The sequence below is a fragment of the Vibrio sp. Isolate25 genome (assembly GCF_022398025.1).
In the GTDB taxonomy this organism is placed as follows: Bacteria; Pseudomonadota; Gammaproteobacteria; order Enterobacterales; family Vibrionaceae; genus Vibrio; species Vibrio coralliilyticus_A.
In genome coordinates this window covers 1-24925 of sequence record NZ_JAKEUT010000002.1, presented here as the reverse complement: position 1 = coordinate 24925, position 24925 = coordinate 1, and the positions used below count along the sequence as shown (strand labels likewise).

The 24925-nt window shown below is 45.5% G+C and carries 20 protein-coding genes and 1 pseudogene; 9 read left to right on the top strand and 12 right to left on the bottom strand.

Features of this window, described 5'->3' with window-relative positions; translation table 11 throughout:
* Positions 1 to 80: 80 nt before the first annotated feature.
* The 7 genes from L1D15_RS06890 to hrpB all read right to left on the bottom strand — a co-directional run bounded on the left by L1D15_RS06890 (position 81) and on the right by hrpB (position 12398).
* Positions 81 to 1310, bottom strand: coding sequence for an ammonium transporter (locus tag L1D15_RS06890; RefSeq protein ID WP_239865218.1), 1230 nt, complete (start codon positions 1308 to 1310; stop codon positions 81 to 83).
* Between the two features lie 26 nt (positions 1311 to 1336).
* Entirely contained in the window at positions 1337 to 1675 is a 339-nt protein-coding gene (gene glnK / locus L1D15_RS06885) for a P-II family nitrogen regulator (protein ID WP_004742633.1), read from the bottom strand.
* A gap of 189 nt (positions 1676 to 1864) precedes the next feature.
* Positions 1865 to 2236: a YacL family protein gene (locus L1D15_RS06880; RefSeq protein ID WP_239875144.1), complete on the bottom strand. Its 372-nt coding sequence runs from the start codon at positions 2234 to 2236 to the stop codon at positions 1865 to 1867.
* Positions 2237 to 2341: 105 nt separating this feature from the next.
* Positions 2342 to 4930 carry a bifunctional aconitate hydratase 2/2-methylisocitrate dehydratase gene (acnB, locus tag L1D15_RS06875; RefSeq protein WP_239875143.1) on the bottom strand — a complete coding sequence of 863 codons (2589 nt, stop codon included), beginning with the start codon at positions 4928 to 4930 and terminating at the stop codon, positions 2342 to 2344.
* A gap of 298 nt (positions 4931 to 5228) precedes the next feature.
* A complete protein-coding gene (locus L1D15_RS06870) occupies positions 5229 to 7481 on the bottom strand; it encodes a patatin-like phospholipase family protein (RefSeq protein ID WP_239875428.1) in 2253 nt (750 codons plus the stop codon).
* A gap of 100 nt (positions 7482 to 7581) precedes the next feature.
* Positions 7582 to 9942, bottom strand: a complete 2361-nt coding sequence (mrcB, locus tag L1D15_RS06865; protein WP_239875142.1) for a penicillin-binding protein 1B — start codon at positions 9940 to 9942, stop codon at positions 7582 to 7584.
* Entirely contained in the window at positions 9939 to 12398 is a 2460-nt protein-coding gene (gene hrpB / locus L1D15_RS06860; RefSeq protein ID WP_239875141.1) for an ATP-dependent helicase HrpB, read from the bottom strand. The genes mrcB and hrpB overlap by 4 nt, the downstream gene beginning before the upstream one ends.
* A gap of 54 nt (positions 12399 to 12452) precedes the next feature.
* Here hrpB and sfsA point away from each other — a divergent pair, with 54 nt between their 5' ends.
* The 7 genes from sfsA (at position 12453) to panC (ending at position 18412) form a co-directional block, all read left to right on the top strand.
* Positions 12453 to 13166 carry a DNA/RNA nuclease SfsA gene (sfsA, locus tag L1D15_RS06855; RefSeq protein ID WP_239875140.1) on the top strand — a complete coding sequence of 238 codons (714 nt, stop codon included), beginning with the start codon at positions 12453 to 12455 and terminating at the stop codon, positions 13164 to 13166.
* Positions 13167 to 13305: 139 nt separating this feature from the next.
* Positions 13306 to 13752, top strand: coding sequence for an RNA polymerase-binding protein DksA (dksA, locus tag L1D15_RS06850; RefSeq protein ID WP_006958112.1), 447 nt, complete (start codon positions 13306 to 13308; stop codon positions 13750 to 13752).
* A 70-nt stretch (positions 13753 to 13822) separates the two neighbouring features.
* Positions 13823 to 14713: a tRNA glutamyl-Q(34) synthetase GluQRS gene (gluQRS, locus tag L1D15_RS06845; RefSeq protein WP_239875427.1), complete on the top strand. Its 891-nt coding sequence runs from the start codon at positions 13823 to 13825 to the stop codon at positions 14711 to 14713.
* A gap of 114 nt (positions 14714 to 14827) precedes the next feature.
* A complete protein-coding gene (gene pcnB / locus L1D15_RS06840) occupies positions 14828 to 16198 on the top strand; it encodes a polynucleotide adenylyltransferase PcnB (protein ID WP_239875139.1) in 1371 nt (456 codons plus the stop codon).
* Positions 16195 to 16680 (top strand): 2-amino-4-hydroxy-6-hydroxymethyldihydropteridine diphosphokinase, encoded by a 486-nt coding sequence (gene folK / locus L1D15_RS06835; RefSeq protein ID WP_239875138.1) that lies wholly within the window; start codon positions 16195 to 16197, stop codon positions 16678 to 16680. Before pcnB ends, folK begins: the two co-directional genes overlap by 4 nt.
* 23 nt (positions 16681 to 16703) lie before the next feature.
* Positions 16704 to 17498: a 3-methyl-2-oxobutanoate hydroxymethyltransferase gene (panB, locus tag L1D15_RS06830; RefSeq protein ID WP_239875137.1), complete on the top strand. Its 795-nt coding sequence runs from the start codon at positions 16704 to 16706 to the stop codon at positions 17496 to 17498.
* A gap of 11 nt (positions 17499 to 17509) precedes the next feature.
* Positions 17510 to 18412: a pantoate--beta-alanine ligase gene (gene panC, locus L1D15_RS06825; RefSeq protein WP_239865232.1), complete on the top strand. Its 903-nt coding sequence runs from the start codon at positions 17510 to 17512 to the stop codon at positions 18410 to 18412.
* A gap of 72 nt (positions 18413 to 18484) precedes the next feature.
* On the opposite strand, the gene L1D15_RS06820 is transcribed toward panC, so the two are convergent.
* The 3 genes from L1D15_RS06820 to L1D15_RS06810 form a co-directional block, all read right to left on the bottom strand.
* Entirely contained in the window at positions 18485 to 19255 is a 771-nt protein-coding gene (locus L1D15_RS06820; protein ID WP_239865233.1) for an ABC transporter permease, read from the bottom strand.
* A gap of 1 nt (position 19256) precedes the next feature.
* A complete protein-coding gene (locus tag L1D15_RS06815; protein WP_239837859.1) occupies positions 19257 to 20171 on the bottom strand; it encodes an ABC transporter ATP-binding protein in 915 nt (304 codons plus the stop codon).
* A 188-nt stretch (positions 20172 to 20359) separates the two neighbouring features.
* Positions 20360 to 22030, bottom strand: coding sequence for a SulP family inorganic anion transporter (locus tag L1D15_RS06810; protein WP_239865235.1), 1671 nt, complete (start codon positions 22028 to 22030; stop codon positions 20360 to 20362).
* A gap of 352 nt (positions 22031 to 22382) precedes the next feature.
* Here L1D15_RS06810 and can point away from each other — a divergent pair, with 352 nt between their 5' ends.
* On the top strand, positions 22383 to 23042 hold the full coding sequence (gene can, locus L1D15_RS06805; RefSeq protein WP_239837804.1) for a carbonate dehydratase: 660 nt from the start codon (positions 22383 to 22385) through the stop codon (positions 23040 to 23042).
* A gap of 52 nt (positions 23043 to 23094) precedes the next feature.
* On the opposite strand, the gene hpt is transcribed toward can, so the two are convergent.
* Positions 23095 to 23625, bottom strand: a complete 531-nt coding sequence (gene hpt, locus L1D15_RS06800; protein ID WP_239837805.1) for a hypoxanthine phosphoribosyltransferase — start codon at positions 23623 to 23625, stop codon at positions 23095 to 23097.
* A 306-nt stretch (positions 23626 to 23931) separates the two neighbouring features.
* Between hpt and L1D15_RS06795 the strand changes: the two genes are divergently transcribed.
* A complete protein-coding gene (locus tag L1D15_RS06795; protein WP_239837806.1) occupies positions 23932 to 24537 on the top strand; it encodes a LuxR/HapR/OpaR family quorum-sensing transcriptional regulator in 606 nt (201 codons plus the stop codon).
* Positions 24538 to 24629: 92 nt separating this feature from the next.
* Here L1D15_RS06795 and L1D15_RS06790 read toward each other — a convergent pair.
* Positions 24630 to 24925 (bottom strand): annotated as a pseudogene (locus L1D15_RS06790) (integrase core domain-containing protein); the annotation flags it as partial.

Here is a 24925-nt window from a genome sequence, read left to right as displayed (position 1 = left end):
ATGATGCAAAACAAAAAAACCTGCCTCTTAGAGCAGGTTTTTGAGTATTTTATTTGTAACAGTTTATGTCTTATTCTGACTTACTTCACAGTCACAAATTCTGGGTAGGCACCTACCCCACAGTCGTGCATATCCATCCCTTCTAACTCTTCATCTTCAGATACTCGGATTCCGATCGTTGCCTTCAATACCGCCCAAACCACAAGGCTAGCAAAGAACACCCAAGCAAAGATAACCGCCGCACCTAATAGTTGAGCCCCAAACGTTGCATCACCATTGCTTAGAGGCACCACCATCAAGCCGAAGAAGCCACACACTCCGTGAACAGAGATCGCACCCACTGGATCATCAATCTTAAGCTTATCAAGAGCAATGATGCTAAACACGACTAGAGCACCTGATACAGCACCAATGGCTACTGCATAGATTGGTGATGGCGACAGAGGATCGGCAGTAATGGCAACCAAACCTGCTAAAGCACCGTTAAGAATCATTGTGAGATCAGCTTTACCCCACGTAGTTTTACACACAAGAAGGGCTGCAATCGCACCAGCCGCTGCTGCTGCATTTGTGTTGAGGAAGATTTGACCTACTGCCGTTGCATTCTCAAAGTCAGAGACCATCAACTGAGAACCACCGTTAAAACCAAACCAGCCAAACCAAAGGATAAAGGTACCCAATGTCGCTAGAGGCATGTTCGAGCCTGGAATTGGATAGATTTCACCATTCTTACCGTATTTACCTTTACGGGCACCTAGAAGTAGAACACCGGCTAGCGCAGCAGCAGCACCTGCCATATGAACGATGCCTGAGCCTGCGAAGTCACTAAAGCCCGCCTCTGATAGGAAACCACCACCCCAAGTCCAGTAACCTTCCATTGGGTAGATAAATGCTGTTAACACTGCCGAGAAGATAAGGAAAGACCATAACTTCATACGTTCAGCAACGGCACCTGACACAACTGACATGGCTGTTGCGACAAACACTACCTGGAAGAAGAAGTCTGACTCTAGCGAGTGATCTGCACCTTCGCCTTGAGTACCGATGAGTGCACCAAATGAAGGTAACCAACCGCCTTCACCGTTATCAACATACATAATGTTGTAGCCGACTACCAAGTACATGGTACAGGCAATCGCATAAAGACAAACGTTCTTAGTTAAAATCTCAGTTGTATTTTTGGAGCGAACTAAACCCGCTTCAAGCATGGCAAACCCTGCTGCCATCCACATGACTAACGCACCTGAAATGAGGAAGAAAAAAGTGTCGAGTGCGTAACGTAACTCCGTTACTGTCGTTGTTAATTCCATTGTTGTGTCTCCAGTCCTTTGAATTCTTAAAGTGCTTCAGCGTCCATTTCACCAGTGCGGATTCGCACTGCCTGACTCAGGTCATAGACAAAGATTTTTCCGTCACCGATTTTTCCGGTATGTGCAGCCTTCGATACCGCTTCAATCACGCGGTCGACATTTTCTGCCTGTGTCGCGATTTCGAGCTTCACTTTAGGCAAAAAGTCCACCTGATATTCTGCACCACGGTAAAGCTCTGTATGACCTTTCTGACGTCCAAAACCCTTTACCTCTGATACCGTCATCCCTTCGATACCCACATCGGCCAAAGCCTCTCGAACATCATCTAATTTGAATGGTTTGATAATCGCATTAATTAGTTTCATCGCATCCTCTCTGAAGCAGTCATCCTTTTTGCTTTATTAATCCAAGGTACGTGCCAATTTATTAAATTATTGATAAATAATAATTTATTACTTTCTCTTGATGAAAAACGCAAAAGGGCGCACCGTTATGGTGCGCCCTTATCACAATTATGAAGCAGATATTCAATTCTTCACTATTTCAGTGCAGAACTATTTGGTAGTCAGGAATTCCTTCCATTGTTCAAGTACGAGCTCGAAGTCATCCAGCCCACAGCAAGCGATGCTCTCACTGTTATAAAAATTAAGTTCACTGCCCTCTTCCATTACATCGCCGTGTGCTAGTACATTTTCTTGCACAGTAACTTCATCCCCTTGAATCAAGATAGAGATTTCAGTGCCCAGCATAGCGTGTTCTTTGAGCGGAGATTGATGGACAGACGTGAGCAAAGACTCTACCTGCGCTATTTTTTGCCAATCCTTACCTATCTCTTCTTGCAGCCATCGACCTACAATTTCATGGCCCATACTCGACTTTACATAGTACTCGCCCATCAATGTATTTCGGATAAATTCAAATTCCATCGTGCTGCCTCATAAAAACCGAGCGCAGAGTATATAGAGTGTGTATGAAAAGCACAAAAAAAGCGCCTGCCAAGGCAGACGCTTTATCGTTCGCTTTTAGAAAGCTTAAGCTGGTTCTTGGAAAATCACCGAATCCGCTTTCTTGGTATACTGATCCATCTTATGGAAGTTCAAGTAGCGATAGGTATCAGCCGCTGTCGCATCAATCTGCTTGGCATACTCTAAGTACTCTTCTTTGGTTGGAATCTTACCTAGAATTGCACCGACTGCTGAAAGTTCAGCGGAAGCTAGAAAAACATTAGCTCCCGTACCTAAACGGTTCGGGAAGTTACGCGTTGATGTCGACATTACTGTCGCTTTGTCAGCGACACGAGCTTGGTTACCCATACACAATGAACAGCCCGGGGTTTCGATACGCACCCCGGCGCGACCATAAATACCGTAGTAACCTTCTTCAGTGAGCTGATCGCGATCCATCTTAGTCGGTGGAGCAACCCATAAACGAGTATCTAATTGGCCACCATATTGCTCTAGCAACTTACCTGCCGCACGGAAGTGGCCTATGTTGGTCATACAAGAACCAATGAACACTTCGTCAATGTTAGTGCCCTGCACTTCTGATAGAAGGCGAGCATCATCAGGGTCGTTTGGTGCACATAAGATTGGTTCGCTGATTTCAGCCATGTCGATTTCAATAACATGTGCGTATTCAGCATCTTTATCCGCTTCCATCAATTCAGGATTTGCTAGCCACTCTTCCATCGCTGAAATACGACGTTCGATCGTACGGCGGTCGCCATAACCTTCTGAAATCATCCACTTCAGCATGGTGATATTCGAGTTTAGGTACTCTTCGATTGACTCCTGAGACAGTTTAACCGTACAACCGGCCGCAGAACGCTCAGCAGAAGCATCAGACAATTCAAATGCTTGCTCCACTGTCAGAGTTTCTAGGCCTTCAATCTCTAGGATACGACCTGAGAATTCATTGATTTTACCGGCTTTTTCTACCGTCAATAGACCTTGCTGAATCGCGTAGTAAGGGATTGCATGAACCAAATCACGTAGTGTGATACCTGGTTGCATCTCACCTTTAAAACGCACCAAAATAGATTCAGGCATATCCAATGGCATAACACCCGTTGCCGCTGCGAATGCGACTAGACCTGAACCTGCCGGGAACGAAATACCCAACGGGAAACGAGTATGTGAGTCACCGCCTGTCCCGACCGTATCAGGCAATAGCATGCGGTTTAGCCAAGAGTGGATAATACCGTCACCTGGGCGAAGTGAGACACCACCACGGTTCATGATGAAATCAGGTAGCGTATGGTGTGTGTTTACGTCGACAGGTTTTGGATAAGCAGAAGTATGACAGAAAGACTGCATCACAAGATCAGCAGAGAAGCCAAGACATGCTAGGTCTTTTAGCTCATCACGCGTCATAGGGCCCGTTGTATCCTGAGAACCTACTGTCGTCATCTTAGGCTCACAATATTGACCAGCACGAACGCCTTCAACACCACAAGCCTTACCAACCATCTTCTGAGCGAGTGTGTAACCTTTGTCTGAAGCCGTTGGATCAACAGGCTTAGCAAACAAATCGGTTTCTTCTAGACCAAGAGAAATACGAGCACGGCTTGTCAAACCACGACCAATGATCAATGGAATACGACCACCAGCACGTACTTCATCAAGAAGCACTTTGCTCAGTTCAAAGTTTGAAATTTCTGCACCATCTTTACGCACAACACCTTCATATGGGTAGATGTCAATCACATCTCCCATGTGCATGTCTTGAACGTTCAACTCGATCGGTAGAGCTCCGGAATCTTCCATTGTGTTGTAGAAGATTGGCGCGATTTTACCACCTAGACAAATGCCTCCAGTGCGTTTATTCGGTACGTAAGGGATATCCTCTCCCATGAACCATAGCACTGAGTTGGTCGCTGACTTACGTGAAGAGCCTGTACCGACGACATCACCCACATACGCTAAAGGGATACCATCTTTTTGCAGTTCTTCAATTTGTTTGATTGGACCGACACTACCCGGCTGATCTGGGTTAATTCCTTCACGCTCCATTTTAAGCATCGCTTTCGCATGCACTGGAATATCTGGACGTGACCAAGCATCAGGCGCTGGAGATAAGTCATCGGTGTTGGTTTCACCGGTCACTTTAAAGACTTTAACTGTGATTTTTTCAGCCACTTTTTCTTTTGAGGTAAACCACTCAGCATCAGCCCATGACTGAAGTACTTGCTGTGCGTATGAGTTACCTGCTTTGGCTTTCTCTTCTACGTCATAGAAAGCATCAAACATCAGTAGCGTGTGAGATAGCGCTTTTACTGCAATGGGTGCCAAAGCGTCATCATCAAGAAGGTCAACAAGTGGCGCGATATTGTAGCCACCTTGCATCGTACCCAACAGCTCAGCTGCTTTTTCACGGCTAACAAGTGGTGATTCCACTTCACCTTTGGTAATTGCCGTCAGAAAACCTGCTTTAACATAGGCAGCTTCATCAACACCAGGAGGGATACGATTTTCTAACAGGTCAAGAATAAAATCTTCTTCACCTTGAGGGGGATTTTTCAGAAGTTCGACAAGACCAGCAACTTGCTCAGCGTCTAGTGGTTTAGGAACAACTCCTTCAGCAGCACGCTCTTCGACGTGTTTACGGTAGGCTTCAAGCACGACTTTTTCCTCTCATTGCGGTTCCTTCGTTATTATTACTATTATTCAACGTAACGAAGTGAACATCCTTGGAAACTTGGCTCTCCTTTTTGCCATATTTTTCATTCATTTTGAGTGAGAAACAGTGCCAAAGAGGCCAAACTGTGGGCGGTAGAATAGCAAATTTAACGATAAATTAAAATCTCATCATTTTGACCAACATAGCAACTTAAGACTAAAGTTCTATGATTTTCTTCGCTTAATTTCGTCAATCTCATGTGACGAGAACGCATAATCGACCAAATCAATCATTGCATAACTATTTAAAACTTGTTCCTATGATCAGGTAAACTGAATCATAGTTTTGCTCGGTTCGACCATAACCAAGCATGATAGGCCCAACGGGAGAATCAACCCCAGCAAATACGGAACCTGCCGCGTATAAAGGGGCGTCATCCAGCTTGATACTTGGATCCGACCACACTCCGCCATACTCAAAAGACGCACCGAGATAGAATGGTGATGAGAACAAGCCGAAATCATTATCAAACCAACGATAACGGTATACCAAGCTGCCAAACGCTTTATTTTGACCAATCAAACTATTACGTGGGATACCCGACAAATTAAGGAAGCCGCCAAGTTCCTTAGGGTCAATAATCAATGACGAGTTTTTGCTCTCAACAACCCCCACATCAAGATTTGCGACCAAAGTATGTCGAGAAAAACTGTTAGCATAAATGATCTTAGCGCCGTACTCATAAGCCGTGTCTTCGTCATGACCATCAAACACACTACCGGAGCTACCAACACTCTCATCATGGGACACCAAATAATCTAAGTTGAGATACAGCCCTCGACTTGGCAAGCTGAAGTTATCCAATGTATCGAGACGATAATTAGCAAAGGCTCCCAATCTCCTAAATGAGACATCTCCCAATGAGGGGACCGAAGCTAGCTCACCTGACCCATCCGTATACCTGACTCCCACTTTAAATCGGCGCCATAAAGTATCTTGATAGCCAATCGCCCACTCCGACTCCCATTCAGTAAACGATACTGGGAGAAAGTCCTGAGTCGCTTTCAGTGAGGGTTCTTCCACTCCGTCAAAAGGTACATTAACCTTCTCATTACTGAATGTAACTCCCAACGTCGTAAAGAGATCTGAGCTAGAGAACAACGGACTATAGAGCTGACCTTCAATCAGTTTGTCCGTGCCCATTTCCAAATTGAGGGTAAATTCTGCACCGTATTCATTGAGGTCAGTAAAATTAGTCGACACCCCGATAGAATATTGACTGTCAGTATCAAAATCATCTTCGAGGAAAAAGCGGAAATTGACATAATTAGGACCCCAAGATTTTTCTCGAACGTTGACCACTAACGCCTCTTGATCATCCACCTTTTCATAGCGATAGGTGATCAATTCAAAACGGTCTAAGGCATAAAGGTCTTGGATACTTTGTTCTACATCAGAGGTGCGATATCGTTGACCAACTTTTAAGTTAAGATGCTTTTTAAGCACATCATCACTGTAGTGAGTGTGATTGTGGATGATGATTCGCTCGACTTGGATTTCATCGCCATAACGTAACCGACGTCTCGCATCTTCTTTCTTATCAATGTAATCCTGATACTGAGATGACGAAACACTGTAGCGTTTCAGTAATGCTTCATTCTCAATGGCAATCTGATAGCCCTTCTCGAAAGCCTCAGGCATTTTATTGAATTCTGTTGTTTCCATCCCCCCAACTTCCGGTTGAAGGAGGACATCTTGATCAGTGAGAGTTTTAGCTTGACGATTGGTAGTACTTCGAACCAAATAATTGGATAACTGATCCGCTATGGTGAATAGAGTCGTGAAATCATCTTCGCCTTTATAGTCCGTACTAATATCAACAGCAATCACCACATCTGCTCCCAGCTTACGGGCAATGTTGACTGGCATGTTATTCGTCACTCCACCGTCGACCAATAGCTGACCATTTAACTCGTAAGGAGGCAGTGCCCCTGGCACCGACATACTCGCCATCATGGCATCGACCAAGTATCCGCTATCGATCACGACAGGTGTCAGTTCAATAATGTCGGTAGCCACCGAACGGTAAGGAATGGCAAGATCATCAAAAGAGGTAAATGGGGGGAGGTTACCAGAGGTTTCACGCAAGATTTTTAACATGCCCTGCCCCTGAACAATACCACGAGCAGCATGCACTTCTCCCCAGCGCAGCCCCAAATCAGTGGTCAACTGGTATCTGTCTTCATACTCTTTATCACGCACGCGACGTTCACTTCGGTCAACACGGTCGCGGTAACCACTATTCCAATCCACCGTTTCAATCAGAGCTTCAATTTCATCGGCACTCATACCTGTCGAGTACAAACCACCAACATAGGCTCCCATACTGGTACCGGTAATAAAGTCGACGGGAATTCTCAACTCTTCAAGCGCCTTCAAAACACCGATATGGGCAGCGCCTTTCGCACCACCACCAGCCAGAACCACCGCAATTTTGGGGCGCTCTACAGGTTCTGGCTTTCTTTTCGTCTCAGAAAAGGCGACTTGTGGCATCACAACTATATTCGTGATTAGAAGCCAAACTAGTTTTCTCACTCTAGAGTTCCCTTCTCATTCTCATACACCGAATCGAGCAATAGATACGCCCAACGATTTACCAACTGAATATTTTTTTTATCCATTGTGTGGGTTGATTGTCACACTGCTGCTTAAGCACACCGTTAGCATCCCAAACGGGCAACTTAAACGAGTTATCGCAATCCAGTTGTAAGCTCCCCTGCTCTGTGGAAGTAAAGCCGAGTGTACTGATCCCTTTTGGCCAAGGTAGCGTCAGTTTTTCTGGTATGCGGTGATTGAGATATTCTGCATAAACTCGTAGCGCACCACTAGAGCCTGTCAGCTTTGTCGGTTTATTATCGTCACGACCTAACCAAATGGTTGTCACTTCCCGGCCATCTACGCCAACAAACCAACTGTCTCGAGTATCGTTACTGGTGCCGGTTTTCCCAGCCAGAGCCGCCCAGCCAAACTGGCTATTGAGATAACGGCCGGTTCCCTCAAGCACACCACGCTTCATGGCATACGTCGTCAGCCATGCCGCTTGTTGGTCAATAGTTTGCGACATACGAGGCAAAGACTGATACAAAACATTACCTTCCAAATCAACGACTGAGCGCAGTGCAGAGAGTGGGGCTTTTTTACCCGAGTTCGTTAACGTTTGATACATCTGCGCGACTTGAAACGGCGTTAAAGTAAATGAACCAAGAAACATGGATGGCACCGGACGGATCTCATTACGGTCTACCCCCAGCTTTTCCAAGGTGTTGACTACATTAGGGATTCCCAATTTCATCCCAAGCTCTACCGTCGGCACATTGAGAGACTTTGCCAGTGCAATGTACAAAGGTACATCACCTCGGAACTTACGATCGTAATTACGAGGTGACCAAACGCTGCCCTTCGATCCTTTAAGGCTGAGAGGTTTATCATGCAAAGTGGTCGCCAAGTTGTATTTATCAGGTTGTTCGAGTGCCGTTAGGTAAACCGCAGGTTTCGCCAATGAACCGATTTGCCGACTGGCATTGAGTGCGCGGTTAAAACCGTCATAGCCGGTCTTCTTTCCCCCTACCATGGCGCGGATTTCTCCAGTATGTCGATCCACGGCTATAGCCGCTCCTTCCAAAGACTTCCCTGCTACCTTACTCAGTTGAGGAATTTTCTTCGCAATCGCTTGTTCCAGCTCTTGTTGAGAAACCGGATCGAGAGAAGTAAACACCCTCAACCCCATATCAGCCTGAAATGCATCACCGACTTTTTCTTTCAGCTCAATTTTCAGTTGCTGGAAATAAGCAGGCTGACGGCTGGCGATACGTGGATTGTCTTGAATATCGAGCGGCCGGCTGGCTGCCATATCAAATTGGTTAGCACTCAACATTCCCTGCTGCATCATTAAACGCAACACTAAATCACGGCGCTCTTTTGCACGCTCAGGAAAGCGAATGGGATTGTAATAGGACGGACCTTTAACCATCCCAACCAATAAGGCCAATTGATCGATTCTCAGCTCTTGAATCGGCTGCCCAAAATACAAACGCGACGCTAAGCCAAAACCGTGAATAGCCTCACCTCGACTTTGACCTAGATACACTTCATTAAGATAACCTTCGAGGATGCGATCTTTGCTATAACGATAATCAATGATCAACGCGATGTAAGCTTCACGGATCTTACGCCACAAAGTGCGGTCACTGGAAAGAAAAATGTTCTTGGCTAACTGCTGGGTCAGCGTACTACCGCCTTGTACGGTGCGACCAGCTTTGATATTGGCGACTAACGCCCGAGCAATAGCGAAAGGTGATACGCCATCATGCTGGTAAAAATCTCTGTCTTCGGTCACTAGTAGTGCATCAACCATCACCTCTGGGAACTGATCTCGCCGCAAAAATAAGCGCTGCTCATCATAATTTTTTTCCAACATGCCCAACATTTTAGGTTCAATGCGCAGATAACCAAGATCGCCTGATGATTCAAGCGACTGAATTCGCGTCAGTTCTGAACGGTCAAAATGCAGCATTACATGACGGTCAGGCTCTGGCCCATCAGTAAACTCAAATGGGCGACGAATCAGCTCAATCTTAGTCGATGAGGAAGAGTACTCACCAGGGTAACGAGGCTGCTGCACTTTGCGGTAATTGAGCACATCTAACTCATTACGCACTTCTTGAATGGATATTGAATCGCCAGGAGAAAGGTTAAGAATGCGCGCATACACGACCGTTGGGAGATCAAATAACTGACCTTCAAAGCGTTGCTTGACCACACTATCGAGGTAAATCCCAACAAACAAAAGCACAGCAAAACCAGCCAAGCTTAACTTCCAACTCACACTCCATAGCGTCTTCAACCAGCGGTGTGGGCCTTTGGAGGACGATTTACGTTGAGTTTGAGCCCGCTTTCGAGTTGGTCTCTTGGTTGTTTTCGCTTTACTGCTCGTAGTAGTTTTTTTCTTGGTCATGAGTTCATTTGTCGCTTAGTTTTGGTCGTTGCCACATGATTAGCTGGGTCATCAGGCCACACATGCTTGGGATAACGCCCTTTCATTTCTTTTTGCACCTCTTTGTAAGCCCCAGCCCAGAAACTGGCTAAATCGCGTGTCACTTGCAGTGGCCTTTGCGCTGGAGAAAGCAGCTCCATAACCAGTGTTTTTCGGCCATCAGCAATATGAGGCGACGTTTGCTCACCAAACATTTCCTGCATGCGAACAGAAAGTACCGGCTCTTGGCCTTGTTGATAGCGTATCTTCTTTTTTGACCCAGTGGGCACAACATAGTGTGTCGGTAACCATTGTTCAATTTCTTGATTGAGTGGCCAAGCGATATAAGCCTGTAATGCCGGCTCCAAGTCCACTTTTGCTAATGCTTTCAGTGAGGTCACTCCGACAAGATAAGGCTCCAGCCACTGCTCTAAATTATCCAGTAACTCAACGTCCGACACTCCCGGCCATTGCTGCTCTGGCAACCACTCTGCCGCACATCGAATGCGTTCGAGGGTTTCTTTACTTTTTTCCGACCAGTTTAATGCATCGAGTCCTTTGCGGCGGACATAGTTGAGTAAAGCTTGAGTCATTTTTTGCTTATCTGGTTCTGGAAGTGAACGACGACTAATGACCAAGCGACCAATTGTTCTATGTTGCTCAGCAATCAGTCGACCTTTATTTTCATCCCAATCTACATTCTCTTTGTCATCAATCAGGGAAGAAAGCCACGATTCGACAGCCAATAAATCCAACTCTACTGCAGAGAATACTTTGGAAGCCTCAGAGTGACTGCGCATGAGCTCAATCGCGACTATGTATTCCGAGGTGGACAATCGTTCATCATCCGCCATTTCAGCCCCGTGACCATTAGCCAAAAGAAATTTACCTGCCTGCCCAGTTCTTAATTGCCCAATACGGTCAGGGAATGCGATAGCCAGAGCTGCCGTAACCAAAGCCTCATCAACAGACGCCAGAGAAAAGTTGACAGACAACTTGCGCGCCAATGTTTGCGCCCATTGGAAAACCATTTTTTGTTTGCTGTGCTGGCCGCGCTTCAAGCGGTCAATGCTCTGCAGAAAGTCCAAAATATGACGCTCAGGTTCTTCTAATAAAGCGGCAACAGCCACCGCAGTATTAGCCCAATCTTGCTGTGCTGAATGCGTCAGCATAGCTGCGATGCGTGGCTCAACACTAAGCTCGCTCGCTAACCGACCTCGTTCCGTTAACTTATGATTGGTATCCAATAATCCCAGCTTGTGTAAAAGAGAACGAGATTGGCTCAAACCGCTCACAGGCGGTTCATCGAGCCAGTTTAGTTCAGCCGCATCTACCGTTCCCCACAGAGCAAGTTCAAGACTTAAAGCGGCAAGGTCAGAGTGCAAGATTTCGGCTTGAGGCACTTCAGGCTGCTGATTTAACTGACCTTCACTGTATAAACGTAAACAAATACCGGGCTCAACTCGCCCTGCACGTCCAGCCCGCTGTTCCGCAGACGACTGTGCGATCCGAACTTGCCCAAGCCTAGTAATACCGCTTTTAATGTCAAACTTTGCGGTTCGCTCCAACCCTGCATCAACCACCAATCGAATACCTTCAATGGTCAGCGAAGTTTCAGCAATATTCGTCGCTAACACCACTTTGCGCTTACCTGAAGCTGCAGGCTGAATCGCAGCTTGCTGCTGAGTGAAACCCAACTGCCCGTACAAAGGACACACCTCTACCTCATCTGGCAATGCAGTCAGCCGCTCTTCAATGCGCTTGATTGCCGCCACACCGGGGAGAAACGCCAACAACGACCCTGACTCTGAATGGAGCAACATACTGATATGTTTGACCATTGCATCTTCAAATCGCTCATTGGGACGTAACGGGTGGTATCTGTACTCAACCGGAAAACTGCGTCCTTGCGACTCAATGTAGCTCGCTTCCGGCATCAATCGGCCCAATGCTCGTTCATCCAATGTCGCAGACATAACGACTAACTTAAGATCCTCTCTTAAGGCTTCTTGAATTTCCAAGCTAAACGCGAGCGCGGTATCAGCATGAATGCTGCGCTCATGAAACTCATCAAAAATCAGTAGAGAGACACCATTGAGTTCTGGATCAGATTGAATCATTCGGGTCATGATGCCCTCGGTCACGATCTCAAGTTTTGTCTCAGGGCTAACTTTAGTTTCTCCACGAACTCGATAGCCAACCTTCTGACCTACACTCTCTCCTAATTGCTGGGCTAAGTAACGGGCAATATTGCGCGCCGCTAGTCGCCTAGGCTCAAGCATAATAATTTTGCCTTCGACCACCTTATTGCGTAGTAGTTGTAAGGGAAAGTATGTCGATTTACCGGCACCGGGCGCCGCTTTAAGGATGACTTGAGTGCTTTCGCGTACAGCCGAGAGCAACTCAGGCATCACGCTCTCGATAGGCAGCTGTGACAATGGAAAAACCTTATGGTGTAATAATGTGAATATTGTACATAAATCCAGTCCCAAATGAAGTTTGATCCCCAACTTGAATCTGCCATCTTAATTAAACGCTACAAACGCTTTTTGGCAGACATTACCCTACCCGACGGCAGCGAGCGTACTATTCATTGTGCCAATACCGGAGCGATGACCGGCTGCGCTACTGTAGGCAACACCGTTTGGTACTCAACGTCAGACAACCCAAAACGTAAATACCCCAATAGCTGGGAACTGACACAGACAACGCTTGGGCACCATATATGCGTAAATACTGCAAGAGCCAACCAATTAGCAGTGGAAGCGATAGAATCAGGTGTCATTAGTGAGCTGCAAGGCTATGAACAGTTAAAGACAGAGGTCAAATACGGCAATGAAAATAGTCGGATTGATATCTTGCTCAAGTCACAACATCAGCCAACGTGCTATATAGAGGTAAAAAGCGTGACGTTGCTTGATGAAGAACGGCACGGGCAGGGCTACTTTCCCGATGCGGTGACCACACGTGGTCAAAAGCATCTGAGAGAGCTCACAGAAATGGCACAAAATGGAAGCAGAGCGGTACTTTTATTCACTGTTTTACATTCAGGGATTGAAAAAGTCTCTCCGGCACACCATATAGACGCAAATTATTCACAATTGTTGAAAAACGCACAAGACCAAGGAGTTGAAGTTCTGTGCTATAAAGCAGAACTTTCAAACACTGAGATAAAACTGGTGGAGCGCATCAATTTCACCTATTGAGAGAAAAAATGATGTCACCTTCACATTGACAACAACTTTACTCTCTAGAGTTTGCCTCAAATTGTTCTTTTTGCTATAGATACCCGCCTTAAAATCTAACTGCGAGCGCAGTTGACTAGGTGTTAGTAGGAGATGCTGCATGCCAGAATCGAAGAAAAAAGCGCTAGGCATCCTAGCCATTGCAGGGGTTGAGCCATACACAGAAAAAGCTGGTGAAGAGTACATGTCACCAGAGCAACTGGCTCATTTCACAAAAATTTTGACCGCATGGCGCAACCAGCTCAGGGAAGAAGTTGACCGCACCGTGCACCACATGCAGGATGAGGCGGCAAATTTCCCAGATCCAGTTGACCGTGCTTCTCAAGAAGAAGAATTCAGCCTTGAACTTCGTAACCGTGATCGAGAGCGTCGCCTAATCAAGAAGATTGAGAAAACGCTCAACAAGATCGAAGAAGATGAATTTGGCTTCTGTGACTCTTGTGGCATTGAAATCGGTATTCGTCGCCTTGAGGCACGTCCGACAGCTGACCTGTGTATTGATTGTAAGACACTGGCAGAAATCAAAGAAAAGCAGATGCAAGGCTAGCATGCGCTTTTAATCATTAAAGTAAGAGGGAGCATAAGCTCCCTTTTTGATTTTGATACGATAGGAAATGATGAGTTATATAGGCCGTTTTGCCCCTTCTCCCTCTGGCCCATTGCATTTTGGTTCTTTGGTTGCCGCTTTGGGCAGTTATTTTCAGGCAAAATCTCAACAGGGACAGTGGTTAGTCCGAATAGAAGATCTTGACCCACCAAGAGAAATGCCCGGTGCGTCAGATTTGATCTTGCGGACATTAGAAGCCTATCAACTCCACTGGGACCAAAAAGTCGTCTTCCAAAGTCAACGCCACGACTTATATCAAGGTCAAATTGAGCAATGGTTAGACTCACAGCAAGCCTATTATTGCCGATGCACCCGTAAGCAAATCAAAGCTCTGGGCGGTTTTTATAATGGCGCGTGTCGTCACCTTGCCCTCAACAATCCTAAAGATTGTGCTGTGCGTTTAACCATGACACATCCTGTTTATGATTTTGATGACCAAAAGCACGGTAAATTAAGTATTCCTAAACCCTTAGCAGATGAAGATTTTATTATAAAACGTCGGGATGGATTATTTGCTTACAACCTTGCAGTAGTATTGGATGATATTGACCAAGGCATCACAGAGGTGGTTCGCGGCGCAGACCTGATTGAGCCGACAGGCCGCCAAATCAGTATGTATAAAATGTTAGGTAAGACACCTGTCCGTTACCTTCATCTGCCACTGGCATTGGATGAGAATGGTCATAAGTTATCCAAGCAAAACCATGCTCCAGCTATCGACAACAACCAGCCTCGGCCAGCTCTTATCGAAGCAATGCACTTTTTAGGTTTTGATATACATAAAGAAATTACACAGGCTAGTGTGGCAGAAATCATTGAGTGGGGCGTCTCAAACTGGCGAATTGACCAGCTACCAGAATCAACAGAGCTCACACCAAGATTCTCAAACCGCTCACTGTAAGCTATTATTAGCCGCAAATTCGCCCCAAGGGCATAAACGGAATCATAAGCTAGTCCTAACTAGGCACACTCAACCGCTGTTCACGCCAAGCGTAACCAGCGTAACGAGTCATTAATGCACATGAATAAAAACGACTATACACCAAGCGAAAAAGACAGTTATCCAGAGTTATCTCTGAACATTATTACTCGCCAAGAGCATAATATCTCTCGCAAACAAATCAGTGACAATGCATTGAAGGTGCTATACCGACTTCATGGTGCAGGCTTTGATGCCTTCCTAGTCGGTGGTGGTGTGCGCGATCTGCTACTGGGACAAAACCCTAAAGATTTTGATATCGCAACCAATGCCACACCAGAACAAATTCGTCAGCTGTTTAAAAACTGCCGCCTCATCGGCCGCCGTTTCCGTCTCGCACACATCATGTTTGGCCGCGACATCATTGAAGTGGCGACATTCCGTGGCCACCATCAAGAAACCAGCAAAAATATCTCTCAGCAATCCAAAGAAGGAATGCTACTACGTGACAATGTCTATGGCACTATCGATGAAGATGCAGAGCGCCGTGATTTCACCATCAATGCCATGTACTACAACATTGCTGACTATGCGATTCACGACTATGCTGGCGGTAATGAAGACCTCGAAGATCGACTGGTACGTTTGATAGGCGACCCAGAGACACGCTACCGCGAAGACCCAGTACGAATGCTTCGCGCCATTCGATTTGCCGTAAAGTTAGACTTTGATATCGAAGAAGACACCGCAGCACCGATCGAAGAAATGTCTTCACTGCTGGGTGATATTCCATCCGCACGCCTATACGAAGAATCACTGAAAATGCTCCAATCAGGATATGGACTGGAAACCTATCACCTGATGCGTGAATACAATCTTTTCCAGCAGTTATTCCCAATCATCTCAGCTGACTTCACAGAAGAGTATTCTTCAAAAACAGAGCAGATGCTTGACTTGGTTCTTGATTCAACGGATCAACGAATCGAAGAAGGTAAACGCATCAACCCTGCATTTATGTTCGCGGCTATGTTGTGGTACCCGTTACAAGAACGCGCAACCTTACTGATGGAAAAGCGCAAGCTGTCTTACTACGACGCTATCATGGAAGCGAGTAACTACATTCTTGATGAGCAAGTTCGCACGATTGCAATTCCTCGCCGTCACACCGCGACTATTCGTGAGATTTGGCAATTACAACTGCGTATGCCACGTCGAAATGGCAAGCGTGCTTTCCGACTGATGGAGCTAAATAAGTTTAGAGCCGGCTACGATTTCCTTGAAATGAGAGGAGAAATAGAAGGCGGTGAAACGGAACAATTAGCCAAATGGTGGGAAACCTTCCAAAATGCTGGACGCAACATGCGCCAAGCTATGGTCGCCGAACTGGATTCGGACGCACCAGAACAAGGTAAAAAACGTCGTCGTAAGCCATTTCGTAAGAAAAAGAACAAGGCTTCAACATCATGATCACGGCGTACATTGCTGTCGGCAGTAACCTTGCCGATCCTGTGGCCCAAGCAGAAAGTGCGATTGATGCATTGAAAAAGCTACCAAGATCTGAGTTTAGTCAGGCATCGATGCTGTACAGTAGCACTCCGATGGGGCCACAAAACCAGCCGGATTACATTAATGCGGTGGTCGAAATCCACACTGAATTAACGCCTTTTGAGCTGCTTGACCGTACTCAAGCGATCGAGCAAGAACAAGGGCGTGTCCGTAAAGATGAACGTTGGGGGCCAAGAACTCTCGATTTAGATATTGTTCTTTATGGCAATGAGGTGATTGATTCCGAGCGTCTGACAGTTCCACACTATGGAATGAAAGAGCGCGAATTCGTGCTTTATCCGCTCGCAGAAATCGCACCAAATTTAACCCTCCCATGTGGGACCAGACTGGAAGACTTACTCAAAGTTGTCGCTCAAAACGGTCTGCGTATTTGGCAATCATAGCCAACTCCTTAAAAGGAAAAATCATGAAAAAAATTACCATTAACGACCTGATGAAATGGAAGCAGGAAGGTCGTAAATTTGCGACTTCAACTGCTTACGATGCTAGCTTTGCCCAGCTATTTGAAAGTGAAGAAATGCCAGTACTGCTAGTGGGTGATTCACTAGGAATGGTACTGCAAGGTACCCGCGATACGTTACCTGTCACCGTAGAAGAAATCGCTTATCACACACGTTGCGTACGTGCTGGAAGCCCTAACTGCTTGCTAATGGCGGATATGCCATTCATGAGTTATTCCACTCCAGAACAAGCGTGTGACAGCGCTGCACAAATCATGCGTGCAGGTGCAAACATGGTAAAAATTGAAGGGGGTGACTGGTTAGTCGAAACCGTAAAAATGCTAACAGAGCGTGCCGTTCCAGTCTGTGCTCATCTTGGCTTAACACCTCAATCAGTCAACATCTTCGGCGGCTTTAAAGTTCAAGGTCGTGAGCAAGAAAAAGCCGATCGTATGGTACGTGACGCCCTCGCTCTACAAGAAGCTGGTGCGCAAATCATTCTCCTTGAATGTGTTCCTCAAGAGCTAGCAGCACGCATCACTGAAGTCTGCGATGTACCTGTTATTGGCATTGGCGCTGGCAATGTGACCGACGGCCAGATCCTCGTCATGCATGATATGTTTGGTATTTCAGCCAACTACATGCCGAAGTTCTCAAAGAACTTCCTTGCTGAAACAGGTGACATGCGTAAAGCTGTAGCTATGTACAAAGACGAAGTTGAAAGTGGTGCATTCCCAAGCGAAGCTCACACAATTGCGTAAGGATTTGACTGATGCAAACTTTTGCTGAAATTGCCGCTCTACGTGAGCAGATCAAACAGTATAAGCGTGATGGTCGTACAATCGCTTTTGTTCCGACCATGGGTAACCTCCACGAAGGACACCTAACTTTAGTACGCAAAGCGCGCGAACATGCTGACATTGTCATCGTCAGTATCTTCGTTAACCCTATGCAGTTTGATCGCAGCGATGATCTTAATAATTATCCTAGAACTTTAGATGAAGACCTAAGTAAGTTGAGCGGTGAAGGCGTCGAGATCGTTTTCACTCCAACACCAGAGGTCATTTACCCTGAAGGGCTAGAAAAACAAACCTTTATTGAGGTCCCTGGGTTATCAAATATCCTTGAGGGCGCTTCTCGTCCTGGCCACTTCCGTGGTGTCGCAACCGTAGTAACAAAACTGTTTAACATCGTTCAGCCAGATGTGGCTTGCTTTGGCGAAAAAGATTTCCAGCAGTTAGCCGTCATTCGTAAAATGGCCGCAGATCTCGCAATGGATATTGATATTATCGGTGTGGCCACAGTGCGTGAAATGGATGGTCTTGCCATGAGCTCACGTAATGGCCTCCTGACGATTGATGAGCGTCAAAGGGCTCCTGTTTTAGCTCGCACAATGCGCTGGATCAGCAGCGCTATGCGTGGTGGCCGTGATGATTACGCTTCTATCATAGAAGATGCTAGCGATCAGCTACGTGCTGCTGGCCTACACCCCGATGAAATCTTTATTCGAGATGCTCGAACGTTACAAGCCATCACCACAGAAACGACTCAAGCTGTGATTTTAATGTCAGCATTTCTTGGCCAAGCCCGCCTGATTGATAATCAAGTCGTTGAAATGGTTGTTGAAGCGAAAGAAGAAGAAAATTCCGAAGCCCCTTCTGAGACGACAGAGTAAACGGTATTTTAATTAGGAAACGAAAAGGCTTGGCATTATGCCAAGCCTTTATTTTTTGAATAAAGTAGCTTGCTACGAGCGCAGGCCAATACCTTTTGTCACTAGGTAATGAGCTACAGTGTAAAGTACAACAACAAATATGCCTAACACGCCAAATGACGTTGCAATACCAACATCCGATACCCCAAGAAAGCCGTAACGGAATGCATTGACCATGTAGACAATTGGATTGATTTTCGACACACCTTGCCAGAAATCTGGCAACAGGCTAATTGAGTAAAACACACCACCTAGATATGTCAGTGGCGTCAAGACAAATGTCGGAATGATCGAGATATCATCGAACGTCTTCGCATAAACCGCATTAATCAACCCACCCAAAGAGAACACCACAGACGTCATAAATACGGTTGCGATGATGATCCCCCAATGATCCACTTGTAAGTCGACAAAGAACAACGAGACAAAGGTCACTATCGTCCCCACCAATAAGCCACGTACGACTCCCCCCATGACGAAACCCCAAATAATCACATAGTTAGGGACAGGGGCAACCAACAATTCTTCAATATTTTTCTGGAACTTAGCACTGAAAAATGACGAGGCAACATTGGAGTAGGAGTTAGTGATCACCGACATCATGATCAATCCCGGCACTATATATTCCATATAACTGAAGCCGTTCATTTCACCAATTCGAGAGCCAATCAGGCTGCCAAAAATAATGAAGTACAGGGTCATAGTAATCGCTGGTGGAACCAAGGTCTGGACCCAAATTCGAGTAAAGCGATTGACTTCTTTGGTCAGTAGGCTACAAAAAGCAGTCCAATAAATACGATACATTTTATTGGCCTCCTTCGCGGACAATATTCACAAACAACTCTTCTAGTCGATTGGCCTTATTACGCATCGACAGTACTTTGATACCCTGCTCTGTCAATTGACTAAAGATGGCATTGAGCCCCTCACTCTTCTCGATTTCAATTTCTAATGAGCCATTGACAACACTCTGGCTGTTCACCCCTTTCAATGGAGGCACTTCTGCACCATCTTCTAAATCAAGAATGAAGGTTTCCACATGAAGTTTATTCAACAGTGCTTTCATTGTGGTGTTTTCTATTAGCTCACCTTTGCTGATAATACCTATATTGCGACACAGCATCTCAGCTTCTTCGAGATAATGCGTGGTCAAAATAATCGTGATGCCTTCTTGGTTAATCTCCTTAAGAAATTCCCACATAGAACGGCGCAGCTCAATATCGACACCAGCCGTCGGCTCATCCAAGATAAGTAACTTTGGCTCATGGACCAGAGCACGAGCAATCATCAGGCGTCGCTTCATACCACCTGATAAGTTTCGCGCACGTTCGTTACGTTTTTCCCACAAATCGAGTTTAGTTAAGTATTTCTCTGCTCTTTGCTTAGCTAATGTGCGGGGCACGCCATAGTAACCGGCTTGCTGAAGCACGATTTGTTCAACCGTTTCAAACTGATTAAAGTTAAACTCTTGGGGAACCAAACCTAAATTTTGCTTTGCCAGCTCTAAATCTTGGTCGATGTCGTAGCCAAACACTTTGACCTTACCTGAGGTCTTATTAACCAGTGAAGAGATCACGCCAATGGTTGTCGACTTACCCGCACCATTAGGCCCGAGCAAGGCATAAAAATCTCCCTTGGCGACGTTGAGGCTGATACCTTTCAACGCTTCAAATCCCCCCGCATACGTTTTGCGGAGTTGTTCAATTTCTAATGCGTACATAGTTTTCAGTGTAATCGTTGGTTGGTGCAGGTGTGGGTAGCGTGCGTGTGCACTTAGACAGCCACGAATTGCCAAAGAGTTTATCGTTGAATAACGATGAACACAATTACATAATTCGATTTATTTGGAAATATAAAATATTACCACTCAATAAAAACGCCGCTGACAATCAGCGGCGTATGGCGAAACTAGATGGATTGAAACTGGTGTTCATCACTGTCAACATGCTTCAAAGCCGCTTTGAGAGCTTCGTAACGGAACTTATACATATTGCCTTCTGGTATCAAATCAATGACATGGAACTTTTCAAGCTGTTGCCTTGTACCCTCGTTAGGACACAATAGGTAGACTTGGCAATGTGCTTCAAGTGCATCTTTTATCGCATTCTCTAGGGCTAAACCGACGGTAACATCGATCATGGGAACATCAGTTAAATCGAGGATCATCACCTCGTAATCAGCGATACTGCTGTGCTGGCGAGAAATCGCTTTTGACACACTGAATATCATCGGCCCAGAAAGATAGAAGAACAGAACTTTGTCATTGGCACTGTCTAACAACGCTCTTTCGCTATCCGTCAGTGGCACATCATTTTCATCCGCATCACTGATCGCTTTAACCTGACGCGCCTGCTCGCGACTCAAACGTTCAATAATAATAATATTGGAAATAAAAACGCCTAACCCGACGGCTACGATAAGATCGACGAAAACGGTCAGCAGCATCACACCATACATGACCGCCATACCTGCAAAACTCACTTTATGAGCTCGCTGGATGAAACTCCAATCGAGGATATTGAAGCCAACGTAAACGGCAATACCCGCTAAGACAGCCATCGGAATGGGCTCTGTGAGGCCACCTGCCACCAGAACCACCAAGGCTAGCACAAGCGCACGAATCACACCGGACAACGGAGAACGCGCGCCAACTTGAATATTGGTCACCGTTCCCATGGTTGCTCCCGCCCCAGGCAGCGCGCCAAATAAGCCTGAAATCATATTCGCTAGCCCTTGGCCACGAAGTTCTTTATCTGAGTCGTGCTCTTTACGTGTTAACGAATCGCCAATCACGGCAGTTAAAAGCGTATCAATACAACCCAGCGTACCCAGAACCAATGCATCAATCACCATCTCAGTGAACATCGAAGCATCAAAATGTGGAATAACCAAAGATGGCAAACCCGCAGGAATTTCACCGATACGACGAATATCCTCACTATCAAACACTATCACCGATAAAAGCGTTACAGCGATTAACGCAACGAGCTGAGCGGGAACGTATTTCCGGTACTTCTTCGGAAAGAAGAATAAAATTCCCAATGTCAGAAGCCCAAGGAAGAGTTCACTAAACTTCATGTTAGCCACCGTATCAGGGAAGGCGGATAACGTGCCTAACACACCACCGGAAGGGGCTGCGTGGCCAAGCAGTGGCGATAGCTGAAGGATAATTAGAATGACGCCGATGCCAGACATAAACCCAGAAATAACACTGTAAGGCATCAAAGTTACATACTTACCGAGTTTTAATGTCCCCAGTAAAATCTGGAATGCACCAGCCATCATCACAACCGTAAAGGTCATTGCCATGCCCGTTTCTGGGTATTTGGCCATCATACTGGTCAGGACCGCGGTCATGATCACCGTCATTGGCCCTGTAGGCTCAGAAATTAGCGAGTTAGAACCACCAAATAGAGAGGCAAACAATCCAACTAAAATAGCCCCCCACAAACCGGCTTCTGCCCCAGCTCCAGAGGCCACCCCAAATGCCAATGCTAATGGCAAAGAGATGATAGCGGTGGTCACGCCACCAAACACATCCCCTTTTAGGTTGATATCTTCAAAACGACTTCCAAACACAACTCAGCTCCACTGCTAACTAATGCAAGTTTGATGATTAAAGGTGCGGTAATTCAAGCTTCCTGTTTCCCCCTGAATATCCGCATAAAAAGTAATTAAATTAAAGCAATCTTGTCGCCATCTTCGTTGATATGGTGACAAACTAATAACTTTAACAAATAGGCTTGTTCAAGGTTAGTCCGAATACAGATTCATCATGCACACTATATAACTCTTTGTTAGATTCACTGCTAAGTTTATGTTTTTTAGCGATGAAACACGTCAGATGAGTGCTTGTTTACACAGTTTTGACAGGAACGGAATTGTAACATTGTGTATAGTAGCGAAAGAATTTTTAAGGATTGATTGTAAGATGCCGGAAATTAAACAGCTTTTTGACAATAACTCAAAGTGGTCTGAATCTATTAAGGCAGAACGACCAGAGTACTTTGCAAAACTTGAAGAAGGACAAAACCCAGGCTTCCTCTGGATCGGCTGCTCAGACAGCAGAGTTCCAGCAGAACGTCTCACCGGCCTTTACTCAGGCGAACTATTTGTTCACCGCAACGTGGCGAATCAGGTGGTTCATACTGACCTGAACTGTTTATCGGTTGTGCAATATGCGGTTGATGTTCTTAAGGTGAAACACATCATTGTTTGTGGTCACTACGGCTGTGGTGGTGTTAATGCCGCTATCGATAACCCTCAATTAGGCTTGATCAATAACTGGTTGTTGCACATTCGCGATAATTACCTCAAATACAAAGCACAAATAGAGTCCCTGCCACGAGATCAGTGGGGCAATAAATTGTGTGAGATCAATGTTGCTGAGCAAGTTTACAATTTAGGCAACTCAACCATACTACAGACGGCATGGGAAAGAGGCCAAGAGGTTGAGATTCATGGTTTCGTCTATGGGATTGGCAATGGCAAGCTCCAAGACTTAGGGGTTCGCTGTTCAAGTAGAGAAACCTTAGAAAACAGCCATCAAGAAGCGCTAAACAAGATTCTAACTTCACCAGTACTTGAATAGATAACAAAAGACCCGCATCTCGCGGGTCTTTTATTATTGGAATCAGAGTGCTTTATTCCTGAGGAACCACTTTACCAATGTAAGGTAGGTGGCGGTATTTCTGCGCGTAGTCAATACCCACACCCACAACAAACTCATCTGGAATGGCAAAACCAACCCAATCGACCGGCACTTCTACTTCACGTCGTGAGGGCTTATCCAGTAAAGTACAGATAGCAATAGACTTTGGTTCACGTAAAGAAAGGATCTCTTTAATTTTATTCAGCGTATTGCCTGTATCAATGATGTCTTCGATGATTAGAACATCTTTACCTTTAATATCATCATCCAAATCTTTAAGAATGCGAACATCACGAGAACTTTCCATCGTGTTGCCGTAGCTAGAAGCTGTCATGAAGTCTACTTGATGTGTCAGTTCAATCTTTCGAGCTAAGTCAGCCATAAAGACAAATGAACCACGTAACAAACCAACCAGCACCAAATCTTCACTGCCCTGATAGTGAGCTGTAATTTCTTTGCCAAGTTCATTGACGCGTTCCTGAACCTCTTGCTCAGAAATCATTACTTCTACTGTATGTTTCATACCAATCTCATTTTCTGCATTAACGATAGCTTATTCGACGCGAGTTCAGATATCGCCAGATGATTTTAAGCCCGTAGTTTATCACCACTGTGTAGCGAGAGAAACGTTTGCTTGATTAAAGACTGCAATAACCATATGCAACCACATGATCGATAGCACGGTATTAATAAAAATAATTATTAAATAAACTGAAATCGTTGACCTAATTAATATGCACCATTACACTCATTAATGCGAAAGCAATAATAAAATACTAATTAGGGCAAAAGCCCACATATACAACTCAATTGGCAAGGAAATATAACTATGGATTCTATAGCTAAGAGACCGCGTACGCGTCTTTCACCACAAAAACGTAAGCAACAACTGATGGAAATCGCATTAGAAGTGTTTGCTCGACGTGGTATTGGTCGCGGTGGTCACGCTGACATTGCAGAAATCGCTCAGGTTTCTGTAGCCACCGTGTTTAACTACTTCCCAACCCGTGAAGATTTGGTTGATGATGTACTAAACTACGTGGTTCGTCAGTTCTCTAACTTCCTATCTGATAATATCGACCTCGATATTCACGCGAAAGAAAACCTACGCAACCTAACTTCAGCGATGGTTGATCTGATTGTCAACGACTGTCACTGGTTGAAAGTTTGGTTTGAGTGGAGTGCTTCAACACGTGATGAAGTATGGCCTTTGTTCGTGACCACCAACCGCACCAATCAACTGCTGGTTCAGAACATGTTTGTCAAAGCCATCGAGCGAGGTGAGGTGTGTGACGAACACGATCCTGCAGATCTAGCAACACTGTTCCATGGTATTTGCTACTCATTGTTCGTACAGGCTAACCGTACTCAGGACGATGAGTCTGTGAACCGCCTGACACAAAGCTACCTAGATATGCTTTGCATCTACAAGTAAGTAGGCTTACGCCTTAATACTAGCCGGGTTTTCACCCGGCTTTTTTGTGTTTGCAAAGACCTGTCTAGTCCTAAAATAGGTTGACGCTTTTTTTATGAAGCCAGTAGGTAATCCCTGCTGGCTTTTTCATGCACTTCACTCGGGGTTTTCATCCCCAAGCTCATGTGCGGCCTCAAGTCGTTATATATCGATATCGACTCTTTTACTAACACTGTGAGCTCCTTCATCGTATTGCATTAATAGAGCAGGAACTCACTCTTTAATATCCCGTTAACTCGCTCTGCAAGGGCGTTTTGATAGCAGTCATAACCGTCTGTCATTGATGGAATCATGCCGTTAGCATTTAACTTTTCTTGATATTCTGACGAACAGTACTGTAGACCTCTGT

What these genes read in the sequence shown, in the direction of transcription:
- L1D15_RS06870 (WP_239875428.1), bottom strand. Translation starts at nt 7,481, where the DNA reads ATGCCACAAGTCGCCTTTTCTGAGACGAAAAGAAAGCCAGAACCTGTA.
- can (WP_239837804.1), top strand. Translation starts at nt 22,383, where the DNA reads ATGCCGGAAATTAAACAGCTTTTTGACAATAACTCAAAGTGGTCTGAA.
- L1D15_RS06815 (WP_239837859.1), bottom strand. Translation starts at nt 20,171, where the DNA reads ATGTACGCATTAGAAATTGAACAACTCCGCAAAACGTATGCGGGGGGA.
- gluQRS (WP_239875427.1), top strand. Translation starts at nt 13,823, where the DNA reads ATGAGTTATATAGGCCGTTTTGCCCCTTCTCCCTCTGGCCCATTGCAT.
- panB (WP_239875137.1), top strand. Translation starts at nt 16,704, where the DNA reads ATGAAAAAAATTACCATTAACGACCTGATGAAATGGAAGCAGGAAGGT.
- folK (WP_239875138.1), top strand. Translation starts at nt 16,195, where the DNA reads ATGATCACGGCGTACATTGCTGTCGGCAGTAACCTTGCCGATCCTGTG.
- glnK (WP_004742633.1), bottom strand. Translation starts at nt 1,675, where the DNA reads ATGAAACTAATTAATGCGATTATCAAACCATTCAAATTAGATGATGTT.
- pcnB (WP_239875139.1), top strand. Translation starts at nt 14,828, where the DNA reads ATGCACATGAATAAAAACGACTATACACCAAGCGAAAAAGACAGTTAT.
- hpt (WP_239837805.1), bottom strand. Translation starts at nt 23,625, where the DNA reads ATGAAACATACAGTAGAAGTAATGATTTCTGAGCAAGAGGTTCAGGAA.
- sfsA (WP_239875140.1), top strand. Translation starts at nt 12,453, where the DNA reads ATGAAGTTTGATCCCCAACTTGAATCTGCCATCTTAATTAAACGCTAC.
- L1D15_RS06795 (WP_239837806.1), top strand. Translation starts at nt 23,932, where the DNA reads ATGGATTCTATAGCTAAGAGACCGCGTACGCGTCTTTCACCACAAAAA.
- mrcB (WP_239875142.1), bottom strand. Translation starts at nt 9,942, where the DNA reads ATGACCAAGAAAAAAACTACTACGAGCAGTAAAGCGAAAACAACCAAG.
- panC (WP_239865232.1), top strand. Translation starts at nt 17,510, where the DNA reads ATGCAAACTTTTGCTGAAATTGCCGCTCTACGTGAGCAGATCAAACAG.
- dksA (WP_006958112.1), top strand. Translation starts at nt 13,306, where the DNA reads ATGCCAGAATCGAAGAAAAAAGCGCTAGGCATCCTAGCCATTGCAGGG.
- L1D15_RS06890 (WP_239865218.1), bottom strand. Translation starts at nt 1,310, where the DNA reads ATGGAATTAACAACGACAGTAACGGAGTTACGTTACGCACTCGACACT.
- L1D15_RS06880 (WP_239875144.1), bottom strand. Translation starts at nt 2,236, where the DNA reads ATGGAATTTGAATTTATCCGAAATACATTGATGGGCGAGTACTATGTA.
- L1D15_RS06820 (WP_239865233.1), bottom strand. Translation starts at nt 19,255, where the DNA reads ATGTATCGTATTTATTGGACTGCTTTTTGTAGCCTACTGACCAAAGAA.